Source organism: Vibrio sp. D3 (assembly GCF_043995865.1).
Taxonomy (GTDB): Bacteria; Pseudomonadota; Gammaproteobacteria; order Enterobacterales; family Vibrionaceae; genus Vibrio; species Vibrio diabolicus.
In genome coordinates, this window is record NZ_CP171886.1 from 202,614 (window position 1) to 225,086 (window position 22,473).

Genomic DNA, 22,473 nt, shown 5'->3' on the forward strand with positions numbered 1-22,473 from the left:
CAATCTGATATGGAGGGGAAAGGATGCCCGACAAACTAAAGAGAAGTTTTGTTCAGTCCGTGATGAACAGCTTTTTTCCTCCGATCATGATTTTACTCGCGCTTATGGTCGGTGCCGCGGCTTTGTGGTTGACCCCGAAAGAGGAAGACCCGCAAATCGTTGTGCCGATGGCGGATGTATTGGTTTCGGCTCCCGGACTCAGCGCTTCTCAAGTCGAAAATCAAATCACTGAACCATTAGAAAAGCTTGTTAGCCAAATTGACGGTGTGGAATACGTTTATTCTTCGTCAATGGAAGGTGCTGCGCAAGTCATCGTTCGTTTCTATGTCGGCGAAAACCGCGAAGATGCTCTGGTTAAGCTTTACAACAAACTCTATTCCAACCAAGATAAAGTTCCTCCTTCTGTCACTAACTGGCTTGTAAAGCCTGTTGAAATCGATGATGTACCCATTGTTGTTGCCGCAATTTATTCCACCGATCCAGACATTCTCGATCGCCATCAGCTGAGACGTATTGCAGACCAAGCCACGTTAGGTATTAAATCATTGGATGCCACCAACAAGGTGGAAGTGATTGGCGGTGAGCCGAGAAAAATCCAGATAGAGCTTGATTCCGTTGCGATGGCAAACTTCAAAGTAACCATCGATGACCTCGAACAGGCCATTCAGCTCAGTAATAGCAAAACCCAAGGCACGAACGTTCGCGTAAACGGGCAAAATTACACATTGGAATCGGGACGGTTTCTGACTAACGCCGAAGAGGTTGGCGATCTTGTTATCGCGGTGCTCAATGGCAAACCCGTTTATTTGAAAGATGTCGCGCGTATTTACGACGGTGAAGGTGAGGCAACATCCGATACTTGGTATCGCGATAAAAACTACGATGAAGCATACCCAGCGGTGTTCATTTCTGTCGCTAAACAAAAAGGCTCGAACGCGGTTAACGTCGCTCAGTCTGTTCGGGATAAACTGGCGGAGCTTCAATCCGAGCAATTTCCTCCGCAAGTTCAAGTTGCAGTCATTCGTGACTATGGCGAAACGGCGAATGCGAAAGTGAACAACTTGGTATCAAGCCTTGGCATCTCTATTCTAACGGTCGTGGTGTTTGTCGGTTTGTTCTTGAACTGGCGAAGCGCATTGGTGGTTGGTATCGCGATTCCGATTAGCTATGGTGCCGCGCTCGGGATGGACTTGGCATTTGGCTATTCCATCAACCGAGTCACACTCTTTGCGTTGATTTTGGCGCTAGGTTTGATCGTGGACGATCCGATCGCGAGTATCGACAACATTGAACGCTACCTCAAACGAAAAAATCTAACACGAACCAATGCGATTGTTCTCGCCATGGCAGAAATTCGTAGCGCCTTGTTAATGTCGACGGTCGCGATTGTTATCGTGTTTACGCCGATGTTTTTTATCACTGGGATGATGGGGCCTTACATGGCGCCACTGGCGTTCAACGTTCCGATCAGCGTTATCTTTAGTACCGTTGTCGCGTTTATGATCACGCCTTGGCTTGCCAAGAAGCTACTCAAAGGTGTTGAAGAAAACGGCCACTATGACATCCAATCTTCGCCGATGTATCGTTTGTATCGTGGTGTGTTGATTCCGCTACTTGAAAGCCGCAAGAAAGCATGGCTTTTCCTTGGTTTGGTTGCCTTGTTGTTCGTCTTGGCAGCATTGCTGCCAGCACTTCGCTTAGTTCCACTCAAGTTGCTGCCTTATGACAATAAAAATGAGTTCCAATTGGTATTAAACATGCCAGAGTCTTCAAGCTTTGTGGATACCTCCAACGCGCTGTCGAGCTTTACGGACTATTTAATGACGGTGCCGGAAGTGACAAGTGTGTCGGGCTTTGCAGGCACCGCTTCCCCAATGGATTTCAACGGCATGGTGCGCCACTACTTTATGCGTAGCGAACCATACCAAGGCGAGCTTCGAGTCGTTCTTGCAGAGAAGAATCGCCGCGCAATGCAATCACACGAACTGGTGACACGACTCAGGGCGGATTTAGAGCAGATTGCAGATAAGTTTGACGCTGACGTGCAGCTAGTCGAAGTGCCGCCAGGCCCGCCTGTTATCGCCACCATTACGGCAGAAGTTTACGGTGATGAAGCGACATCTTATGAAGATCTGATGAGCCAAGCAGAGAAAGTCGCGGATAGGCTTCGCAAAGAACAGTTGGTTTCTGAGGTGGATACCAGCATCCAAGGTGATTTAGAAACGTGGCAATTCATCGTTGATCAAGAAAAAGCGGCGCTGTCTGGTGTTTCTGTTGCTGATATCAATAACACGCTTATTACCGCCGCGAACGCCAAAGTGCTCGGTTATATCGCCGATCCAAGAGAAGTGGCTCCATTACCTATCGAAGTGCAGCTCCGACGCGAAGACAGAGATAACCTTAATCAACTAGAGCAACTTTATGTGCGAGGCCGTCCGGGCATTGCAAAAGTAGAATCCAATGGGGCGGTTGTGGATGCTCCTCAGCCTATCGTGCAGTTGTCTGAAGTCGGTCATTTTGTGAAACGCGCAGCGGACAAACCGATTTTCCATAAAAACCTCAAGCCTGTTGTGTATGTCTACGCCGAGGTAGTTGGGCGTGTTCCGGGTGAAGTGATTGCCGATGTGATGGCTGACCAAGATACAACTCACGCGGAAGATGTGCATCGTCACTGGCAAGATCGCACGTACTTGAGCAATGGCGCTGGTGTCACTTGGAGCGTGCCAGATTACATCGAAGTGGTTTGGAGCGGTGAGGGGGAATGGAAAATCACAGTGGACGTATTCCGCGATTTAGGCATTGCTTATGGCGCTGCGCTGCTTGGCGTATTTGTGGTGATGTTGATTCAAACTGGTTTACCTGCGGTATCGGGCATCATCATGCTGGCGATACCTCTGACCGTGATTGGGATTATGCCGGGGTTCTGGATTTTGAATGTGTTAAGCAGTGATATCGGTAATTACCCGAACCCGGCTCTGTTCACGGCGACCGCGATGATCGGCATGATTGCGCTAGCAGGGATTGTGGTGCGTAACTCACTCGTTTTGATTGAATTTGTTCAGCAATCGCTGGCTGAAGGTCGTAGCCTACATGATGCGTTGATTGAATCTGGTGTTGTTCGTATGCGGCCAATCTTGCTGACTGCGGGTACAACGTTACTGGGTAACGTCGTGATTACGTTAGACCCAATTTTTAACGGTTTGGCTTGGGCAATCATATTCGGAATTACCGCCTCGACCATCTTTACGTTGCTTGTGGTTCCGGTGGTTTACAACCTTGCATACCAAAACACCAAAGGACATGGATTACCTCAGATGGAGGAAGAGCAATGAAATTAGATACCAAATGGTTAGGCGTGATTCTGTTTGCCATACTCGCGCTTCTTTTTCTCTATATGGCTGGATTTTTTACAGAAAAGTTGCCGACAGAACATGACGCGAAAACCAACCAGATTGATGTAAATAACGCAGAGACACATCAACTGATGTTAACCAGCGAATCGGTTGTTCGAGAGTTTCCGGGCGTCGTCGTTGCAGAGCAGCACGCCGATATCGCGGCACGGTTAACGGCATCGGTGATGGAGGTATTGGTGAAGGTTGGCGATAGAGTGAAGCAAGGAGACGTGTTGGCGCGGCTAGAAAGCGATGATCTCGACGCGCGAGTTCGTCAAAGTGAGCAGGCTTTATCCTCTGCACAAGCGCAGCTCAATGCGGCGAGAAAGGAGTTTTCTCGTGTCAGAGCGCTTTTAAACAAAAAGCTGATCCCTCAATCGCAATTTGACCAAGCGGAAAGTGCGTTGCAAACCGCACAAGCCAACTTTAATAAAGCGCAGGCGGCGGTCTCTGAGGCGGAAACGACCTTTGGCTACAGCATCATTACTGCACCGTTTGATGGTTTGATCACGCAAAAGCCCATCAACAAAGGTGATACCGCGACGCCGGGGGCTTTGCTTTTATCAATGTACAATCCAAACTCGTTGGAAATAGAGGTGAACTTTGCTGAGTCTGTCATGCCTTATGTGACTTACGATAAAGAAGTGGACGTTGTTTTTCCGTCTTACAACCTCAACGCGCAAGCGGCAGTAAAAGAAGTGACGCCGTCGGCAGATGCCAACTCGCGTAGTTATACCGTAAAGCTTCAATTCGAGCCGCCAACGGCTATCTATCCAGGTACATACGCCAAAGTCGCGTTGACCTTGACCGACGATGTTGTACTTCGCGTGCCAAAAGAGGCGGTTTACCAAGTTGGCCAATTGGACTACGTAAAAGTGGTGCAAGACAGCGGTGAGGTAGAAACTCGGCTTATTCAGCTTGGAGAGTTGGGGAGAGTGCGAACGGGGTTGAAGCAGGGTGACGTCGTACTGCTGAATCCAAGAGCGCTTTGATAGAACGGTTTCTTTTGTTAACTAGTTAAACGTCTATCTAACAAAGAACATAAAACAGCCCAGCATGATGCTGGGCTATTTTGTTCGTTCGGTTAAGCGTTACCGTTGCGTTTACAGGACAATGGTCGCTCAGTTTGTAATCCAAAACATCTTGTGAGCTGAACAGCGTTTGATGTGCGTTTTTCGCTTTTATTTGCGGGCTAACAATAATGTGATCAATCAAAGAGCGGAATTGGTGTGTTTTTCTTGGGTTCTTATTTGAGCGAACCTTGCAATCCGCTTTGGTATCTCGCGTTACCAATTGTGCATCGTTACCAAGAGTCATGATCGCCCACAGCCAATCACGTTGATACGACAAGTTGTGATTGAAATCGCCCATTACGGCGTACTGCTCTTTTTTCTTTTCTCTCTCGCTCATCCACTTAGCAAGTGCTTCTCCTTGTTGGCTCAGTGTTTGGCAATTGCGGTTGTTTTTGTATGCTCCGCTGCATCCAGCTTTTAAATGCACAGAGAGCAGGTGAAGCTCGTCCTTTTGGTTTGGGTTAACGACGATGTAGCTGGCAAAGCGCAACTTGCTATTACCACGCGTGATCGCGAAGTCTGCTGGGTCAGACACTTCAATGTCTTTGCGCACAGCAAAACCGGTGTACTGATTGGTATCAGAAAACTGAAGGTGCTTATTGTTTGATTGAGCTCGATCAGAGAGGTAAATCGCGTAGCCATCGCCTACGGCTTTTTGAACCGCGGCTTTGGAGTCGACCTCCTGAAAGGCGATGATGTCGGCTTGAGTTTTATCCACATATTGGTTGAGTTTGACGAAATCGTCACTGGTTCTCGAAACCTTACCTCCATCTATAGACAGCCATTCTATATTCCAACTGGTTAAGTTGATGGAGTTTTGAGCAAGTGACGTTGAACTAAAAATTAATAAGGCAGTAACAAATAGTGATCGCATATTGGTTTGTTTCACTCCTGGATTTTAGCGTATTCCTTTCCAACCTTTATCCTATAAGCGCTCTAAAAAAAGCAAGTAGATTTCGTACCAATTTTGCAATTTTCATGGTTTTCTTCGCAACTGAGATCAGTACCAATAAGATCGATTTGTTCTTGTCCGCTAGCCGATCTTTATTGATCAAAATCAATGTTTTCAAGTAGTGCTTTTCGTTAAATACGCCACAATATATTGTGTTAGCAGAATAAAAAATAACCCCATATAGTGTGTTTGTGGATAACTCTGTGAGTATGCTGGGGTAAGGAGAAGAAAGTGAAACCAATCGTAATCAAGCGTGACGGCTCAAGAGCTCCGTTCAACAGGGATCGTATCCAAGCAGCAGTTGAAGCGGCAGCGGAAAACAAAGATAAAGATGTCGCCATTTATGCTCTTAATGTCGCTCTTGCTGTCGAGTTACAGCTAAAAGATCACGATGAAGTTCACATCCATGAGATTCAAGACTTAGTCGAGAATGAACTCATGCAAGGTCCTTACAAAGCCCTAGCACGTTCTTACATTGAATATCGCCATGACCGCGACATCGCGCGTGAAAAGCAAAGTGCACTAACTCGTGAAATCGAGGGTTTGATTGAAGAAAGTAACCTTGATTTGATCAACGAAAACGCGAACAAAGACGGCAAAGTTATCCCAACTCAGCGTGACCTTCTAGCGGGTATCGTGGCGAAGCACTACGCGAAAACGCACATCCTGCCTCGTGATGTGGTTCAAGCACACGAAGTGGGTGACATTCACTACCACGATCTGGATTACGCGCCTTTCTTCCCGATGTTTAACTGTATGCTTATCGATTTGAAAGGCATGCTAACGCACGGCTTCAAAATGGGTAATGCAGAAATCGACACGCCTAAATCGATTTCAACTGCGACTGCCGTAACGGCGCAAATTATTGCTCAAGTAGCTAGCCATATTTATGGCGGTACGACAATCAACCGTATCGACGAAGTGCTTGCTCCGTACGTTATGACAAGCTACGAGAAACATCTAGAGATCGCGAAAGAGTGGAACATTGCCGAGCCAGAAGAGTTCGCTAAAGCGCGCACCGAGAAAGAGTGTTACGACGCATTCCAATCGCTAGAGTACGAAGTAAACACACTGCACACGGCAAACGGTCAAACGCCATTCGTTACGTTTGGTTTTGGTCTTGGTACAAGCTGGGCGTCTCGTCTTATTCAGCAATCGATTTTGAAAAACCGTATCGCTGGTCTTGGCAAAAACCGTAAAACCGCCGTATTCCCTAAATTGGTGTTCGGTATTAAAGACGGTCTAAACCACAAGGCAGAAGATCCTAACTACGACATTAAGAAGCTTGCACTTGAGTGTGCTTCAAAACGTATGTACCCAGACATCCTTAACTACGACAAAGTCGTGGAAGTAACGGGTTCATTCAAAACACCTATGGGCTGTCGTAGCTTCCTAGGCACTTACGAAGAGGATGGCGAACTTATCCATGAAGGTCGTAACAACCTTGGTGTAGTTAGCTTGAACTTGCCACGTATCGCACTTCGCGCAAAAGGCAGCGAAGAGAAGTTCTATGAACTGCTCGATGATCGTCTACGTCTTGCTCGTAAAGCACTGGAAACGCGTATTTCTCGTCTAGAGAACGTAAAAGCGCGCGTTGCACCAATTCTATATATGGAAGGTGCATGTGGTGTGCGCTTGAAAGCGGACGATTCGATTGCAGAAATCTTCAAAAACGGCCGTGCGTCAATTTCTCTAGGCTACATTGGCGTGCATGAAACTATCAACGCGTTGTTTGGTACTGAAGTGCACGTTTACGATGATGCCGTATTGCGTGAAAAAGCGGTCGCGATCATCAAATATCTAAAAGATGCGGTGAATCAATGGGCTGACGAAACTGGCTATGGCTTTAGCTTGTACGCAACACCAAGTGAAAACCTATGTAGTCGTTTCTGCCGCATCGACACCAAAGAGTTTGGTTTGATTGAAGGCGTAACAGACAAAGGTTACTACACCAACAGCTTCCACTTGGATGTTGAGAAGAAGGTTAACCCTTACGACAAGATCGACTTCGAGATGCCTTACCCAGAAATCTCAAGCGGTGGCTTCATCTGTTACGGTGAATTCCCGAACATGCAACGTAACGTAGAAGCGCTAGAAAACGTGTGGGACTACAGTTACACCCGCGTTCCTTACTACGGAACCAACACTCCGATTGATGAGTGTTACGAATGTGGTTACACCGGCGAGTTTGAATGTACAAGCAAAGGCTTTACTTGCCCGAGTTGTGGCAACCACGATTCAACCAAAGTATCGGTGACACGTCGCGTATGTGGCTACTTGGGCAGCCCAGACGCACGTCCGTTTAACTTCGGCAAACAAGAAGAAGTTAAACGTCGAGTGAAACACCTATAAGGTTAATGACCACTCGATTCAACACTTTGAAAATCAACCTGCTTTAGGTTGATTTTCTTTTTCGCGATAACAAAGAGACGCATTATGAACTACCACCAATATTATCCAATTGACGTTGTTAACGGACCGGGTACGCGCTGCACATTGTTTGTGTCGGGGTGCGTACATCAGTGTCGTGGCTGTTATAACCAGTCGACGCAACGATTGGATTCGGGAGTGTTGTTCACGCAAGAAGCGGAAGACAAAATCATCAATGACTTGAATGACACGCGCATTAAACGTCGCGGTTTGTCGTTGTCGGGCGGAGATCCGCTTCATCCTGCTAATGTGCCTCATATTTTAAAGATCGTGAAAAGGGTGAGAGAAGAGTGTCCCGGTAAAGACATCTGGGTTTGGACAGGCTATACGCTGGCTGAACTGGATGACGCGCAAAGAGAAGTGGTGCAATACATCGACGTTTTGATTGATGGTAAGTTTGAACAAGACAAGAAAGATCTCAATCTCGAATGGCGTGGCAGTTCAAACCAAATCATTCATCGCTTTACGGATATTTAATCAAGTATTCTCCAAACATAAAAAGGGCTCACACGTGCATAACGTGTGAGCCCTTTTGGTGTGAGTTCGTCAGTGTATTTTCAGTTACGCTGTCACTGTTTGGTCATCTTCGACCATATTGTTTATCCAACGTTTAGATTGGATACGATAAGTCGTCAGTACGCCTTTCACAAATTCTTCAGCTAGCAAAGACATCAAGACAAAATGCAAAGGCAACCCGAGTACCATACCAGTGTAATAGGTAAGGGGAATACCAATAGCCCACTGACCGAACGTATCAATAAAAATGCTGTAGCGAATATCTGCGCCACTCTTTAGTACGCCGCCAATCCCTACCATGTTAAACACTCTCAAAATCATACCCAGCGCCATGACTAAGCATACGTTAAGTGCCATTTCTGCATCGGTTAATGGGCTTAGTACCAATAGATGATGAATTAAAGGCGAGCTCAACCACACAAGGAAAAACAGTAAGGTGGCTAAGATTGCGCTGGTTAACACATACCACCATGCCGTTTTCTCGACCCGGTCATAATGTTTTGCGCCAATATCATTACCAAGAAGAACGGATGCTGCGACCGCAAACCCCATAAAGGTTGAAATCAGTACACCTTCAATTGGTGATAAGAATGAGATGATCGCAAGTTCTGAAACGCCCAATTGACCATAGATGATGCTGTAAACGATCAGCCCACCAGTCCAGAGCGCATCGTGGACCAACATGGGTAGAGAAACCTTAAAGTATTTTTGACGATACTGCTTTAAACGGCCTTGCACCCAATCGAACTTGGTCGGAATAAGGTATGCGTAGCGTTTACAGAAAAAGTAAATCAACACTGCCGTTTGGAAAAATCGAGAAACAAAGCTGCCAACGGCTGCACCAAATACGCCCCATTGAGGGAAGCCGAATAAACCGAAAATCAAAACATAATTAAGCACGACGTTCACGACAATCGCGGAGATACTAACGTTGGTTGCCAGTTTGGTTTGGCCTACGGAGCGCAATACCGCTTCAATAGGTACCACTATCGCCGTTGCAATAAGACTAAAGCCCGTAACCATAAGATAATCACGTGCATAAGTGACGTATTCAGGATCGTCTGACATGAAAGAGACGATCTCTTTATCAAAAATCGCATAAAGAACAATAAACGGCAGCGTCACTAAAATGGAAATAAACCAAGATTGCGCCAATGTTCTGCGGATTCCTGCCAGGTTCCCTGAACCGTAATATTGAGAAGCCAGCACTGTTACTGCACCGCAAAGACCGAAAATGACTGCAAGGTTAAAGAAAAAAATGCGATTTCCGACTCCAACGGCTGCAGTGGCGGATTCACCGAGTTGGCTCACCATGAAAATATCCACGACGCCGAGTAACGCAAAAAGCATGGATTGAAGTGAAACAGGAAGGCCAATCGCAATCAGCTTTTGCCAAAATGCTTTATCGATGTATTCGCGTGTTAAGAGCATCGCATTTCTCCTTAAAGATTAATGCGAGTAGTTTATCCCTATGATTTGGCGGTGTATTTTTCAAAGGCATCCAAAACCTTTGTAAAACTCTCCACTAGTGTATATGTGAGCCAATAAATCATGGAAGATAAACAAGAACGCTACGCGATTTCAGAAAAAACCTATCAAGAGTTTATTGATCACAGTCGAGTACTGGCATTGGAGGAGAGAGGCATTGTGCAGTGCGGAATTGCAACCTGTCGTGACTTCTTCTCTGTTTATCGTAAAAACCAAAAAAAACACATGCTGCTTTACACCGTGCGCGGTAAAGGTTGGTTAGAAAGTGGGGCGTGTCGATATGATTTGGAGCCTGGCTCGTTGATCACGGTGCCTGCAGGTGTTGAAAACGGTTTTGGTATGGAAGAGGAACCCTGGCAGATCGCATGGCTTTTTCTTACTCCTGATAGAGCATGGCCAATGATAGAGAGTAATATTAGTTACCAGCTCACATCTGCACCTGAGGTGATGTATGCGTGTATCCAAACGTTGTTACGCAGTATTAATCTTCCTATTGATTATGGTGGTGCGGTTGGTGCACATAGCGTGGCTCAGTTAGAGCTGATGTTAAACATGCCGCCCTCAGAGTCGATATCACGCAGCCAATTGAGGCTTCGGCGCGTATTCGATCTTGTCCAGCGTCAGCTCCATAAGGATTGGAGTGTCGAGCAAGTGGCAGCTTTATATCCATGTTCGGAGCCACATTTGCACCGTCTGACTCAAAAGCAGTTCGGTCGAAGCCCGATGGCACATTTAACACGTATGCGCATGGAATACGCTGCTAGGTTACTTCGTTCAACAGAATGGCCGATTCAACATATTGGAGAGATAGTCGGATATCCAACTAGTGCCAACTTTAGTACACGTTTTAAAGCGTGGTCGAGCATGACGCCAAGAGAATTTAGGAAAAACGGAAGAGTGGATTGGTATATTGAGGAGTGAATCGTTCTTTTTATAACCGATAGAGCGCACAAAACTTATCGTAACCCAGAATTTTGTTCTCTAATTGATGAAATAAGTGAAAAATCATTTCGCCATTTTTTGCGATGGTGTTAACGTGAGGTTCGGTACTTGAATTTCAAAGGGTTATGACTTTCATGTTTTCTAATCTCCCAACTCCCGTATTAGATCCTATTTTATCTCTATCCGTTGCATACCGTAACGATGACCGTCCAAACAAGGTTGACCTTGGCATTGGCGTCTATAAGAACAGCGCAGGCGAAACGCCGATCATGAAAGCCATTCAAATGGCGCAGGATGTCGTTGTTGAAACTCAAAAAACCAAATCTTACGTTGGTCTTGCGGGTTGCGAAGAATTTAATAAAAGCATGATCGATTTGTTACTGACGGGAACGTCAGCAATGGATCGTGTTGCTGCCATTCAAACACCAGGTGCAAGTGGTGCGCTGCGTATGTTAGGTGACCTGATGAAGGTCGCACAGCCAGATACGACGGTTTGGATTTCAAACCCTAGCTACGTAAACCATAAACCAGTGATGGAAGCGGCAGGTCTTAAAGTTAAGTTCTACCATTACTTTTCTCCAGAAACGAAACAAGTAGACACAGCAAAAATGATGGATGATCTTGCGAAAGCAGGGCCTTCCGATGTTGTATTGCTGCATGGTTGCTGTCACAACCCAACAGGCGCAGATATCGATTTTTCTGCTTGGCAAGCCATTACGGAATTGTCACAGAAGAACGGTTTCACCCCATTTGTTGATATTGCCTACCAAGGCTTTGGTGATGGCCTAGAGGAAGACGCAAAAGGGCTTCGCTTCATGGCAGATAAAGTTGAAGAGATGTTAATAACGACGTCATGTTCGAAGAACTTTGGCCTATATCGCGAGCGCACAGGTGCGGCGATTGTCGTTGGTAAGAACATGCAAGACGTGGCCAACGCAAAAGGCAAGCTACTTACGTTAGCGCGTTCTACTTACACGATGCCACCCGATCATGGAGCTGCTTTGGTTAAGACGATTCTTCAAGATGACAACCTGACTTCCGTTTGGAAGCAAGAGTTGAGTGAAATGCAACATCGTTTGGTTAGTCTTCGTCAAAGTTTGTGTAACGAATTGAGAAACAACCATAATACCGATCAATTTGACTTCATTGAGGGTCACAAAGGCATGTTTACTGTGCTAGGCTTTAGTGAAAACCAAATGGCGCAACTGCGTGAAGATTATGGCATTTATGGTGTCGGCGATGGTCGAATTAACATCGCTGGACTTACCGAAACTCATATTCCATACGTAGCGGACGCAATTAAGAAAGTATCTCAAGCTTAATTGGAGTGTGGATGAAAAACTGGAAACTGATTCTGCCGCTTATGATGAGCGGCAGTTTAATTGCTTGTACGTCAACTCAAACGACGCCGGAACCTGCTGAGCCTGAGTCGCCGAAGGTCGAAGAACCTGTCAAAGTAGAGCCAGAAGTGAAACCAGAGGTCGATCCAACGCCTGAAGAGGAGCCTAAGCCTGAAGTAAAGCCTGAGAAAAAGCCCGAGCCAAAACCGACAAAACCAGCCAAAGTGACAAAGACACCAGACGGCATGTTGATTCTTGGTTCTGAAGAGTGGGTTTACGTTCCTGAAATTGATCAAACCTTCAAAGCTAGGGTTGATACAGGGGCGACAACATCATCAATTAGCGCGACAGACATTGTTCCGTTTGAGCGTGATGGTAAAGATTGGGTTCAGTTTAAGATCGACTTGGGCGATAAAGAAACTAAAGAGTTTAAAGTACCTGTAGAGCGCTGGGCTAAAATCAAGCAGTCATCGTCAGAAGAGGTGGATAAACGAGCGGTAGTAAAAGCGTATATTACCGTCGGTGACCACAAAGAAAAGACAGAGTTTACGTTAGCTGAGCGTGGGCATATGAAGTTTCCAATTTTACTTGGTCGAAGCTTTTTTAGAGATATCGCCGTTGTGGATGTATCGAAAAAGTATGTCCAAGATAAACCTAAAAAATCCGGCAAAAATTAAAGCCTTGTTACTAGTTCCTGCTAACAATCGGTACTTAACAAAAATGGCCTCCGAAACCGGAGGCCATTTTTATTGAATCACACACTTATTAATGCAACTGCTTAGTTACTTAATTAAAATGCAAAACGAGCAGACATCACAATTTGTTGGCCATAGACACCATTATTTTTGAAATCCGCGCCAAGTGATAGTTGCTGAGTAGAGTGGAATCTTGCGCCAAAATTATAAACGGTATTGGAATCGTCGTTATCCATTATTTGACCGATACGGGCATGTAACTCAACATTTTGCATGAACCAAATACGAGTACCAATATTCACCTCAGTGCGCCACTCGTCACCCACTTTATCACTGCCGTTTTCTTTAATGTTGTGTACTAACATTTGGCCATAAATATCTGCAAATTGGCCTGCTGGGCCGTTAAAGCCAATACCACCAGCAATGTCCCAGTCTCCGCTGAATTCACTGTCTGCGCGAGCAATGAAGTGGGTGTTTTCCGTAAAGTAGGTATTGAACTCGCCACCAAATGTACCAGGGCTAGTGCCCATGCGAAATTCCATCGTGTTGTAGTTGAAATTATTTGCATGTGCGGAAAGTGGCAAAACAGCGCACAAACCAAAGGCTGCAACCTTTAGAGCTTTACCTAGCATGGTGTCTCCGGGCAAGATGATTAAAATGAACAAAAAAATGGTCTGCAAAAAGCAGACCAAGATTGATAAAGCTATCATTTTAAGTGCTTGCCGTCACCATTTAGCTGTAATGGTCACCACATCATGCTGATATCCAAAGCAATCGGGGTTGTTTTACATGATCACCAGTTGCTCGACTTCAATTTCTGGCTTATTTCCGCCTTCAAATTCACCAAACAGACGGACTTTAGTCGTGTGATCAATCGGAGTGTTTAGCTGAATATCGTCATCGAATTCCACCATCACTTCACCGGAACCGTCGCTAAAGACAAACTTATCCGCGCGAACTTGACGTAATAAGTTACCTTCAACGACTACATCTTTTTCAGTAAACATATTGGAGTCGTTTAGCAAGGCGTCCAATTTTTCCACAGTGACAGGACCATTAAACTGCAAGTTTGATTGGTTTTTAGCGTCATCTTTCGCGAATGCAATAGAAGGAGCAATAACTAAGGCGGCGATTGTTGCGATAATAGTATTCTTTTTCATGTTACATCCTCATCGGTTTGTTTTGATGGGTTCATTAAAACAGAGCTTGTTTGAACCAATGATGATTTCAACATTCATATTCTATTCATTTGCTTGAGTAAGTGGGGACGATGACGTTATGATTGTTCATCTTCCTCTATTCCTTACAAATGTTCATGAAATCAGCGATCCCATCTTTAATGGTTCAAGGCACCACTTCGGATGCCGGAAAAAGTGTCCTTGTGGCAGGTTTATGCCGTGTATTAGCGAGAAAAGGGATAAACGTTGCCCCATTTAAGCCACAAAACATGGCACTAAATAGTGCGGTAACCAAAGATGGCGGTGAAATAGGTCGAGCTCAGGCAGTTCAGGCACAGGCGTGTAATATTGAGCCAACCGTGCACATGAATCCGGTTTTGATTAAACCCAATAGTGATACAGGTGCTCAGATCATTTTGCAGGGCAAGGCAATTTCCAATATGGATGCGGCTGGCTTTCATGATTACAAGAAAGTTGCGATGGACACGGTGTTAGATTCCTTCTCTCGTCTGACTCAAGAATTTGATTCGATCATGATCGAGGGCGCAGGGAGTCCTGCTGAAATCAATTTACGAGAAGGCGATATTGCGAACATGGGTTTTGCGGAGGCCGCTGATGTTCCGGTGATCATTGTTGCTGATATTGATCGTGGTGGTGTGTTTGCACATTTGTACGGAACACTCGCGTTACTTTCTGAATCTGAACAAGCGCGAGTAAAAGGATTTGTTATCAACCGTTTTCGAGGTGATATTCGTTTATTGCAATCGGGCCTCGACTGGCTAGAAGAAAAAACAGGCAAACCTGTACTCGGCGTGCTTCCTTTTCTTCATGGTTTGAATTTAGAAGCAGAAGACGCGATCACCGCGCAGCAAGAGTTGCACTCTGAGGTAAAACTGAATGTCGTTGTGCCTGTTTTAACCCGGATTAGTAATCATACTGATTTTGATGTGTTGCGATTGAATCCCGACATCAATCTACGTTATGTAGGCAAAGGCGAGAAAATAGATAAAGCCGATCTTGTTATTTTGCCTGGGACCAAATCAGTTAGAGACGACTTAGAGTATCTAAGAAGCCAAGGGTGGGATAAAGATATCTTACGTCATATTCGTCTTGGTGGAAAAGTGATTGGTATCTGCGGTGGCTACCAGATGCTTGGAAACTTGATTGATGATCCAAATGGCGTCGAAGGCCAGCCGGGTCAAAGCGAAGGGCTTGGCTTACTAGACATCACCACGACGCTAACTAACAGCAAACAGCTTACAAATACACAAGCACAGCTTTCTCTTAATGGCAAAACAGCCAATGTAAAGGGGTATGAAATCCACGTAGGACAAAGTGAAGTGCAGGGCATTCAACCTCTTACATTGAGTACTGGTGAAGCAGAGGGGGCTATCAGCAAGTGTGGCCAAATCATGGGAACCTACCTTCACGGGTTCTTTGATGAGGCAGATGTCTTAAGCCTGGTGTCAGAGTGGGTAAACGGCACTCAAATCAAACAACAAGACTTTGAAGAGTTAAAGGAACAAGGAATTAATCGTATTGCAGATGCGATAGAACAACATATGAACCTTGATTTTTTGTTTAAATAGCACATTAACTGATTGAACTTTCAACCCAAATAACCAGTTCTTTCGCTTGCCTTGTATTGGAGTTTCTCTATGAAAGCATGGAAAACGCATGCTTGCCTTGCGGCAATATTAAGCATTTCATTTTCAGCTAACGCAGCTACGAACCTCAAAGTGTATGCGGCGTCTTCGATGACGAATGCGATCGACGAAATCGCACAAAACTTTGAAGAAAAGTATGACGTTTCTATCACTCCCGTTTATGGTGGTTCTTCTTCTATCGCTCGACAAATTATCAACGGCGCACCAGCGGATATATTCATTTCTGCGAATACTAAATGGATGGATTATTTGGTCGATAAAGACGTTATTTCTCGTGACAATGTCACAAGCTTGGTGCGCAATAGCTTAGTGTTGATTGCGCCTCAGTCTTCAGAATTAACCTCATTTAACTTCTCTGATGCAACAGCATGGGAAAAGGCATTGCATGGAAATCGCCTTGCGTTAGGCAATCCGACGTCAGTGCCTGCTGGTATGTACGCGAAAGAATCACTGACTACACTAGGTGTATGGAAAGAGATCCAAACTCAAATCGCACCAGCAAAGAATGTGCGCCTAGCTTTGGCGTTGGTTGAACGTGGGGAAGCACCTTTAGGCGTGGTCTACAAAACCGATGCGCAGTTAACCGACAAAGTCAAAATTGTTGGTGAATTCGCGAGTGATACGCATGCGGCTATTGTTTATCCGGCTGCGGTTGTGAATGATTCTATTGAGTCCGAGCAGTTCTTCCAGTACCTAAAATCGGACGAAGCCGCACGCGTTTTTGCTCAATATGGCTTTCAGCAATAAACCGGCTTTCAATAATAGGAACGAAGCGTGACAGAACTGGAATACCAAGCCTTAATGTTAAGCCTCAAAGTGGGCGCGTACGCAGTACTTTGGCTCATTCCTCTCGGCGTTTTTCTTGCTTGGCTACTTTCTCGAAAAACGTTCTTCGGTAAATCGATTCTCGATAGCTTAATTCATTTACCACTGGTATTGCCGCCAGTGGTTATCGGCTATTTGTTGTTGATTTCTCTTGGGCGGCAAGGGTTTCTTGGAAAGTGGCTCTATGAACATGTAGGGCTAGTCTTTAGCTTTAATTGGAAAGGAGCAGTAGTCGCTTGTATTGTGGTGGCCTTGCCTTTGATGGTTCGGTCTGTGCGGTTAAGTTTAGAGAACGTTGACCCTAAACTGGAACATGCCGCGTCAACGTTAGGCGCTTCTCCTTTAAAAGCTTTTCTCACCATTACGTTACCACTGACCATTCCCGGAATTATTACTGGGACGATGCTGTCCTTTGCTCGTAGTCTTGGTGAATTCGGGGCGACGATCAGTTTCGTCTCTAACATTCCGGGAGAAACCCAAACGATTCCACTGGCAATGTATAACTTTATTGAAACGCCAGGCGCGGAAATGCAGGCGGCTCGCCTATGTATCATTTCTATCGCGCTAGCTTTGTCTACATTAATGATCTCTGAATGGCTAAATCGCAAAGCGGCAAGTCGGTTGGGTGCAAAGTAATGACGATTAAAGTTCAATTTAAACAAATGCTTGGTGATACTGATTTCGATATCAAACTTGAGTTACCTTGTAACGGAATTAGCGCTTTGTTTGGGCGATCTGGTGCGGGAAAAACCACGTTAATTAATATTATCAGCGGATTAGTGGCACCAAAACAGGGACATGTTGCGATTGGTGATCACGTTTTGTTTGATAGTGAAAAGGGGATCAACTTACCAACACACAAGCGCGGTATTGGTTACGTGTTTCAGGATTCACGTTTATTTCCTCACTATTCGGTTCAAGGCAATTTGTTGTATGGCGTTAAAGAAAAAGATGACGAGTACTTTGATGCCGTCACCGAACTCTTGTCTATCAAACCGTTACTAAAGCGCTTCCCGATCTCACTGTCTGGTGGTGAAAAGCAACGTGTTGCGATTGCGCGCGCATTACTATCAAAACCCAACTTGCTTTTGATGGATGAACCACTTGCGTCGCTTGATATGCCGAGAAAACGTGAGGTGATGCCATTTCTGGAGGAATTGTCGGATAAGGTTAATATTCCGATTATCTATGTCACGCATAGCCTGCAGGAGATCTTAAGACTCGCTCAACACCTCGCTATTATCGATCAAGGTAAAATTACGAGTTCAGGTAAGCTTGAAGAAGTGTGGGCTTCTCATGCGATGCGTCCATGGCAGTCTTTCTCGGATCAAAGCAGCTTATTTGAAGGCCGAATTGCTGAACATCATGAGCGTTATGCGCTGACTTGTGTCAGCCTTGCACCTAATGCATCACTATGGGTGCAAAAGATTGATGGTGAGCCAGAGACGCCAATTCGCTTACAAGTGCGTGCCAACGACGTTTCTATTACGCTAGAGCAACCTAAGGCGACTTCTATTCGAAATATCCTGCCTGCGACGGTCGATTCAATCGAGGTGTTTAACGCGGCTGATGATAAACAGAGTATTAATGTATCGCTAAAGCTAGATGAGGGATGTTATTTGTGGGCAACGATAACACCTTGGGCGCTTGATGATCTCGACTTAAAGGCAGGTGATAGTGTATTCGCACAAATTAAAGGTGTCAGTGTCACGCAAAAAGACGTGGCATTAGCGCCGCATTAATCGTTTAAAGCTACGCACGCTTAATGATCAAAAAAAGGCCGCAAACGCGGCCTTTATTTTGTCGGAAAAACGTTATTTTGCGAACACTTCTTTGAATTCGCGTTTAAGAAGTGGGTCGCGACGTGCTTTCTTAAGTTGCTTAACCATGTCTTTCACGCAGTTGTGAAGCACATTATCAAGTAATTGAGCGCGGTATTCTTCTTTATCTTCATCTGTCATGTTTTCTGGCAGATTAAGAGTAGGGAATTCTTCCATCACGTTGATACCAGCAAATGCTTGGCCAACAGAAACTAGAGCATGAAATTGCTCGAAGTTATCTAGAATGTTCTGAGCACTTGCAGGCATTTCGTCCCAAGACTCACGCACTGCTTCTTCAGACACTTCATGGATAGAGGTAACCATTTCGAACATTTGCTCTGGAACTTCGTCAAACTCAATAACTTTACGTAGTTCAGGAGAAATGGTTGCTAGATCGATTTTTTTGCTTTCGCTGTTAGTTGCTTCTGACATGGTGTGTCTCTCATTACAAAAAGGCGGGAATATTAATACCAAATGCATCAAATAGCTATACCCATGTGTCCGCAAGATGACCAGAACACGTGAGTTTGTTGAACTAACGTTCGTTGGTCATGTTTTGGTAGGGCAATTCTCAGTGTAATCGTTATAGACAATTGATTCCGTGATATTTAAACAAAAATATAGCACTTAATTATGAGTCGAATGCAACAACTCTATGAGTATGGTATATGTTTAATAAAGACAAAATAAGAAATGGAACGCGTTATGCAACCGACAGGGACATCAATGCGAATCCTCCTGGTTGACGATGTTCAGCTAGACAGGATGCAGTTGGCTATTCGTCTTAAGCAACTTGGACATATTGTAAAAGCGGTGGGTAGTGGGCTAGAAGCACTAAACACCTACGAGAGTTTTGATCCTGAACTGGTATTACTCGATATATCGATGCCAGATATGAACGGTTTTGAAGTCTCTCTTCATATCAGAGAAACCTTTCCCGATTGGATCCCAATAATTTTCCTGAGCAGTCACGAAGAGCCAGAAATGATTGCAAAAGCCATAGAGGCCGGCGGTGATGATTATTTAATTAAACCCGTAGATAAACTCGTACTGAACTCTAAGCTTATCGCAATGCAGCGTATTGCCCATATGAGACGAGAGCTTAAACAAGCGACAGCTCAATTGGAGAAAGTGAACCAACTTTTGACCCAGCAAGCGAATGAAGATGGCTTAACCAAACTCTATAACCGTCGTTATATCGATCATAAGTTAGAATCGATGGTTGCATGGCATGGCCGTCACAACATGCCAATGGCTTTGATTTTATTGGACGTCGATTTTTTCAAACCGTTTAATGATAATTACGGTCATATAGAAGGAGATCGTTGCTTGCAAGCCATTGCGAACCAACTTAAAGCAACATTTTGTCGCTCTGGCGAATACGTAGGGCGCTATGGCGGAGAAGAGTTTGTGGTGTTACTGGGTTGCACAGACGCCCAAACCGCAGAGAGAGAAGCAGAACGTATACAAGAGGCCATGTACTTTCTGGATTACCCACATGAGTATTCTAGTGTGTCCAATAGGGTGACAGTGTCACAGGGTGTTTTTGTTTTTCAACCAACGGGAAAAGAGCAGCAGTCTGATTTGTATGCGACGGTGGATAGAGCGCTGTATACCTCAAAGTCTTTAGGAAGAAATACACATACGGTGGTAAATGCAAGTTGAAACAATCTGTTATCAATAGTTATGCCTTAGCTACACTGTCACTTTTTTCATTATGTTCTAAGGCTAATTCGATTCAAGATCAGATACAAAAAGAGTATGAAAGGAACTTTGCTATTGGGATCGTTCTGTCAGATAGCGATGTCTTTACGGTAGGATTTCATGATTTCGATCCGAACGAATACTTCAACATAGATAACGAAGACATTGGTACTCAAGATTCGGTTGATCTCAGAAAGAAGATCGCAGTATCAACGCTACCATTTAGTTTTGATTTGTTTGAACAAGAGGGAATGCAAACTCACTACCTATTAAATGGCCGAGTTTATGCCTTAAGTACAGAGCAAGATGTGTATGTAGACCAAAAAGGACAGATTCCAGATAAAAGTAAAGAGTTAGTCATGGGCGGATATATTGAGTTTGCTGGAGAAAAACACCTCACTGATAAGCTAACGCTTAGTGGCGCAATCGGCTCACACTTAATGTACTATCAAAACGATTATAGTTATCGTAGTAATGCACTGAATGACCTAAAACCATTTCTAGAAGGTGTATACCTAAACACCAGTGCTTGGGCCGTTGTCGGAGAAGTCAACACAAAGCTTAAATACCTAGAGCATGAATCGTGGGGGAAATGGTACCTCTGGTCGGCTCCTCACTATTTTTATGGCACTGGCTGGGGTAAAGCAAATAATGGTGATATTGGCAATCCGGAAGGCTGGTATTGGGTCAATGGAATAAAGGTGTTTTATGATTTTACCCACATCGGAGATACTGTGCAGTCAGTGTATTCGAGCTTCAATCGAGTTGATATTGGTGGTGATACAAGAAAACCCATGAATACTGTGCACTACTACGAAGCCAGTGTTGGATGGTTAATGACACCACCATTTGACTCCGATTGGATAGATAATATCGGGATCGGATTAACGATCAATTATGGCAGTGCGTTAAAAGGAGGAAGCTTAGTCTTGTTCTTTAATCAAGATTAGTCAGCTAACTTTCGCTCTGGGGTATTAATGAAGCCTCACGCAATTGCGTCCAGCTTTTTTCGCTTTGTAAAGCGCTTCGTCCGCTAACTTAATCACGTCCTGAGGTGCTTGCCCATTTCTGCTGTCGGCCGCTCCGAAACTTGCGGTAACATAGACCGACTTTCTCCTCGAACTGTCGTTACCACGCTTTTTTTGGCCTTGTTTATGGTTATCTGGGCGGGATTCTTCATCACGTAAAATCATCTCATACTCTGCGATGGATTTACGTGCTTCTTCTAAAAACTCTTTACACTCATCTGCGTACTTGCCTTTAAAGACGATGGTAAATTCTTCTCCGCCAAATCGATATACTTTTGCGCCACCGGGAGTTTTAGTTAGACGCGAAGCGACCATTTTTAATACGTCATCACCCGTATCGTGACCGTAGGTATCGTTAAACTTTTTAAAGTGATCAACATCAAGCATTGCGATCGTGAACTTTTTGCCCATGTGTTTTAATTCAAGGTCGAGTGCACGTCTACTCGGGATCCGCGTTAAGCTATCTGTGAAAGCCAATTGATGGCTGGCAGAGGCAGCATAAATAATGATAAGCAACCCCGTTAGCGTAAACATGGTGCTAGATATGTATTGCACATCAAAGAAAATGAATGTTGCGGACGCCAGCACCATTGCAGAGTAGGTCATCGCATGGATGATTTCATTCTTCTTTAAAACAAGAATACCGAGGAAGCAGACAATACCCACACAATATAAAACTAGAATAAAAGGCAGTTTAGAAACCGTAGGTACGATAAATAAAATGCCGCTTGTCCATTGTTCAAACCCACCTTCAACGTAATACGCTAACGTAAGGTAAGACCAAAGAACGAACATCGTTAACATCAAGAGGTAAGTAAACATGGCTCTTGAGTCGAAACCGTCTTTACTAAACAAAAATACCGCAAGAAAAGAAACAGGAAGTAGCGTGGCTAAAATGGTCAGCTCAAGTAAGGCTGTACCACTTTGAAGTGGAACTTGTAGCCTGTGCTGTATCACGAAATAGGCCAGTAACGTCGCTAAGCACACCATTGACTCCCGACCTTGCTTAAATGAATAGCAAAGGAGCAGTGCACAGCCTAACAGTATGTACGGCAAATTTGCGGCAATACCCCAGTTTGACTGAGTCATCTGAATGATGTTGTTCATGCTCGAACTCACTAATCCCAACAACATAAATGGGAAAAGGAATCGAAAGCCTGATGAAGTCATTGATGATGAGGACATCTATTACAAATTGCCTGAAAATAGTTGATTATATAATTGGTTAGGTTAAGCGTTTCATCAATATAGATATTAATCTGCTATCGATTTTCTTGCTTCGAGAACTAGCAAGAATACGTCTATTTGCTCATTTTCCCAAGTATTTTGGGAGACATTACGACAAAAAGAGAGAGATTGATTAAATTAAGAGCAATCAATAAGTTGTTATAAACAAGTCGTTGCTATACTTGTTTTCATAGAA

Annotated in this window: 19 protein-coding genes; 13 read left to right on the forward strand and 6 right to left on the reverse strand. The window is 44.6% G+C overall.

Annotation, left to right across the window (positions count from 1 at the left end):
* The first annotated feature begins 23 nt into the window (after positions 1-23).
* On the forward strand, positions 24-3,332 hold the full coding sequence (locus tag ACHFJ9_RS00870; protein ID WP_395354787.1) for an efflux RND transporter permease subunit: 3,309 nt from the start codon (positions 24-26) through the stop codon (positions 3,330-3,332).
* Positions 3,329-4,384 (forward strand): efflux RND transporter periplasmic adaptor subunit, encoded by a 1,056-nt coding sequence (locus ACHFJ9_RS00875; RefSeq protein WP_104970722.1) that lies wholly within the window; start codon positions 3,329-3,331, stop codon positions 4,382-4,384. Before ACHFJ9_RS00870 ends, ACHFJ9_RS00875 begins: the two co-directional genes overlap by 4 nt.
* A 37-nt stretch (positions 4,385-4,421) precedes the next feature.
* Here the strand turns inward: ACHFJ9_RS00875 and ACHFJ9_RS00880 are convergent, their stop codons facing one another.
* Positions 4,422-5,339: an endonuclease/exonuclease/phosphatase family protein gene (locus ACHFJ9_RS00880; RefSeq protein ID WP_395354790.1), complete on the reverse strand. Its 918-nt coding sequence runs from the start codon at positions 5,337-5,339 to the stop codon at positions 4,422-4,424.
* 309 nt (positions 5,340-5,648) lie between these two features.
* On the opposite strand from ACHFJ9_RS00880, the gene nrdD reads away from it, so the two are divergent.
* Entirely contained in the window at positions 5,649-7,769 is a 2,121-nt protein-coding gene (gene nrdD / locus ACHFJ9_RS00885; protein ID WP_395354792.1) for an anaerobic ribonucleoside-triphosphate reductase, read from the forward strand.
* 84 nt (positions 7,770-7,853) lie between these two features.
* Positions 7,854-8,324, forward strand: coding sequence for an anaerobic ribonucleoside-triphosphate reductase-activating protein (gene nrdG, locus ACHFJ9_RS00890; RefSeq protein ID WP_005394529.1), 471 nt, complete (start codon positions 7,854-7,856; stop codon positions 8,322-8,324).
* Positions 8,325-8,408: 84 nt separating this feature from the next.
* Here nrdG and ACHFJ9_RS00895 read toward each other — a convergent pair whose 3' ends face one another.
* Entirely contained in the window at positions 8,409-9,794 is a 1,386-nt protein-coding gene (locus ACHFJ9_RS00895) for an MATE family efflux transporter (protein WP_395354795.1), read from the reverse strand.
* 120 nt (positions 9,795-9,914) lie between these two features.
* Between ACHFJ9_RS00895 and ACHFJ9_RS00900 the strand changes: the two genes are divergently transcribed.
* From ACHFJ9_RS00900 to ACHFJ9_RS00910, 3 genes are all read left to right on the forward strand, one after another.
* Positions 9,915-10,772: an AraC family transcriptional regulator gene (locus ACHFJ9_RS00900; RefSeq protein WP_053808398.1), complete on the forward strand. Its 858-nt coding sequence runs from the start codon at positions 9,915-9,917 to the stop codon at positions 10,770-10,772.
* Between the two features lie 155 nt (positions 10,773-10,927).
* A complete protein-coding gene (locus tag ACHFJ9_RS00905; RefSeq protein WP_395354798.1) occupies positions 10,928-12,115 on the forward strand; it encodes an aromatic amino acid transaminase in 1,188 nt (395 codons plus the stop codon).
* An 11-nt stretch (positions 12,116-12,126) separates the two neighbouring features.
* Positions 12,127-12,810: an ATP-dependent zinc protease gene (locus ACHFJ9_RS00910; RefSeq protein ID WP_395354800.1), complete on the forward strand. Its 684-nt coding sequence runs from the start codon at positions 12,127-12,129 to the stop codon at positions 12,808-12,810.
* A gap of 113 nt (positions 12,811-12,923) precedes the next feature.
* Here ACHFJ9_RS00910 and ACHFJ9_RS00915 read toward each other — a convergent pair whose 3' ends face one another.
* Together ACHFJ9_RS00915 and ACHFJ9_RS00920 are read right to left on the reverse strand one after the other, a co-directional pair.
* Positions 12,924-13,460: a hypothetical protein gene (locus ACHFJ9_RS00915; protein WP_005394515.1), complete on the reverse strand. Its 537-nt coding sequence runs from the start codon at positions 13,458-13,460 to the stop codon at positions 12,924-12,926.
* A gap of 153 nt (positions 13,461-13,613) precedes the next feature.
* Complete coding sequence (locus ACHFJ9_RS00920; protein ID WP_395354802.1) at positions 13,614-13,988, reverse strand: YgiW/YdeI family stress tolerance OB fold protein; 375 nt, start codon at positions 13,986-13,988, stop codon at positions 13,614-13,616.
* A gap of 155 nt (positions 13,989-14,143) precedes the next feature.
* On the opposite strand from ACHFJ9_RS00920, the gene ACHFJ9_RS00925 reads away from it, so the two are divergent.
* From ACHFJ9_RS00925 to modC, 4 genes are all read left to right on the forward strand, one after another.
* A complete protein-coding gene (locus ACHFJ9_RS00925) occupies positions 14,144-15,595 on the forward strand; it encodes a cobyric acid synthase (protein WP_053808500.1) in 1,452 nt (483 codons plus the stop codon).
* Between the two features lie 69 nt (positions 15,596-15,664).
* A complete protein-coding gene (modA, locus tag ACHFJ9_RS00930; RefSeq protein ID WP_182036284.1) occupies positions 15,665-16,420 on the forward strand; it encodes a molybdate ABC transporter substrate-binding protein in 756 nt (251 codons plus the stop codon).
* A gap of 27 nt (positions 16,421-16,447) precedes the next feature.
* Positions 16,448-17,134: a molybdate ABC transporter permease subunit gene (modB, locus tag ACHFJ9_RS00935; protein WP_170891720.1), complete on the forward strand. Its 687-nt coding sequence runs from the start codon at positions 16,448-16,450 to the stop codon at positions 17,132-17,134.
* Complete coding sequence (gene modC, locus ACHFJ9_RS00940; RefSeq protein WP_104970716.1) at positions 17,134-18,240, forward strand: molybdenum ABC transporter ATP-binding protein ModC; 1,107 nt, start codon at positions 17,134-17,136, stop codon at positions 18,238-18,240. The genes modB and modC overlap by 1 nt, the downstream gene beginning before the upstream one ends.
* Before the next feature lie 72 nt (positions 18,241-18,312).
* Here modC and ACHFJ9_RS00945 read toward each other — a convergent pair whose 3' ends face one another.
* Positions 18,313-18,750: a DUF3069 domain-containing protein gene (locus ACHFJ9_RS00945; RefSeq protein WP_005394495.1), complete on the reverse strand. Its 438-nt coding sequence runs from the start codon at positions 18,748-18,750 to the stop codon at positions 18,313-18,315.
* Between the two features lie 273 nt (positions 18,751-19,023).
* On the opposite strand from ACHFJ9_RS00945, the gene ACHFJ9_RS00950 reads away from it, so the two are divergent.
* A complete protein-coding gene (locus ACHFJ9_RS00950) occupies positions 19,024-19,983 on the forward strand; it encodes a diguanylate cyclase (protein WP_012842266.1) in 960 nt (319 codons plus the stop codon).
* Positions 19,980-20,972, forward strand: coding sequence for a Solitary outer membrane autotransporter beta-barrel domain (locus ACHFJ9_RS00955; protein WP_256951745.1), 993 nt, complete (start codon positions 19,980-19,982; stop codon positions 20,970-20,972). Before ACHFJ9_RS00950 ends, ACHFJ9_RS00955 begins: the two co-directional genes overlap by 4 nt.
* A 24-nt stretch (positions 20,973-20,996) precedes the next feature.
* Here ACHFJ9_RS00955 and ACHFJ9_RS00960 read toward each other — a convergent pair whose 3' ends face one another.
* Positions 20,997-22,235 (reverse strand): GGDEF domain-containing protein, encoded by a 1,239-nt coding sequence (locus tag ACHFJ9_RS00960; protein WP_395354807.1) that lies wholly within the window; start codon positions 22,233-22,235, stop codon positions 20,997-20,999.
* Between the last annotated feature and the right edge of the window lie 238 nt (positions 22,236-22,473).

Bases quoted from the DNA above. Each gene is read 5' to 3' on its own strand.
- ACHFJ9_RS00870 (WP_395354787.1), top strand. From the start codon at position 24: ATGCCCGACAAACTAAAGAGAAGTTTTGTTCAGTCCGTGATGAACAGC.
- ACHFJ9_RS00875 (WP_104970722.1), top strand. From the start codon at position 3,329: ATGAAATTAGATACCAAATGGTTAGGCGTGATTCTGTTTGCCATACTC.
- ACHFJ9_RS00880 (WP_395354790.1), bottom strand. From the start codon at position 5,339: ATGCGATCACTATTTGTTACTGCCTTATTAATTTTTAGTTCAACGTCA.
- nrdG (WP_005394529.1), top strand. From the start codon at position 7,854: ATGAACTACCACCAATATTATCCAATTGACGTTGTTAACGGACCGGGT.
- ACHFJ9_RS00895 (WP_395354795.1), bottom strand. From the start codon at position 9,794: ATGCTCTTAACACGCGAATACATCGATAAAGCATTTTGGCAAAAGCTG.
- ACHFJ9_RS00900 (WP_053808398.1), top strand. From the start codon at position 9,915: ATGGAAGATAAACAAGAACGCTACGCGATTTCAGAAAAAACCTATCAA.
- ACHFJ9_RS00905 (WP_395354798.1), top strand. From the start codon at position 10,928: ATGTTTTCTAATCTCCCAACTCCCGTATTAGATCCTATTTTATCTCTA.
- ACHFJ9_RS00910 (WP_395354800.1), top strand. From the start codon at position 12,127: ATGAAAAACTGGAAACTGATTCTGCCGCTTATGATGAGCGGCAGTTTA.
- ACHFJ9_RS00915 (WP_005394515.1), bottom strand. From the start codon at position 13,460: ATGCTAGGTAAAGCTCTAAAGGTTGCAGCCTTTGGTTTGTGCGCTGTT.
- ACHFJ9_RS00920 (WP_395354802.1), bottom strand. From the start codon at position 13,988: ATGAAAAAGAATACTATTATCGCAACAATCGCCGCCTTAGTTATTGCT.
- ACHFJ9_RS00925 (WP_053808500.1), top strand. From the start codon at position 14,144: ATGAAATCAGCGATCCCATCTTTAATGGTTCAAGGCACCACTTCGGAT.
- modA (WP_182036284.1), top strand. From the start codon at position 15,665: ATGAAAGCATGGAAAACGCATGCTTGCCTTGCGGCAATATTAAGCATT.
- modC (WP_104970716.1), top strand. From the start codon at position 17,134: ATGACGATTAAAGTTCAATTTAAACAAATGCTTGGTGATACTGATTTC.
- ACHFJ9_RS00945 (WP_005394495.1), bottom strand. From the start codon at position 18,750: ATGTCAGAAGCAACTAACAGCGAAAGCAAAAAAATCGATCTAGCAACC.
- ACHFJ9_RS00950 (WP_012842266.1), top strand. From the start codon at position 19,024: ATGCAACCGACAGGGACATCAATGCGAATCCTCCTGGTTGACGATGTT.
- ACHFJ9_RS00960 (WP_395354807.1), bottom strand. From the start codon at position 22,235: ATGTCCTCATCATCAATGACTTCATCAGGCTTTCGATTCCTTTTCCCA.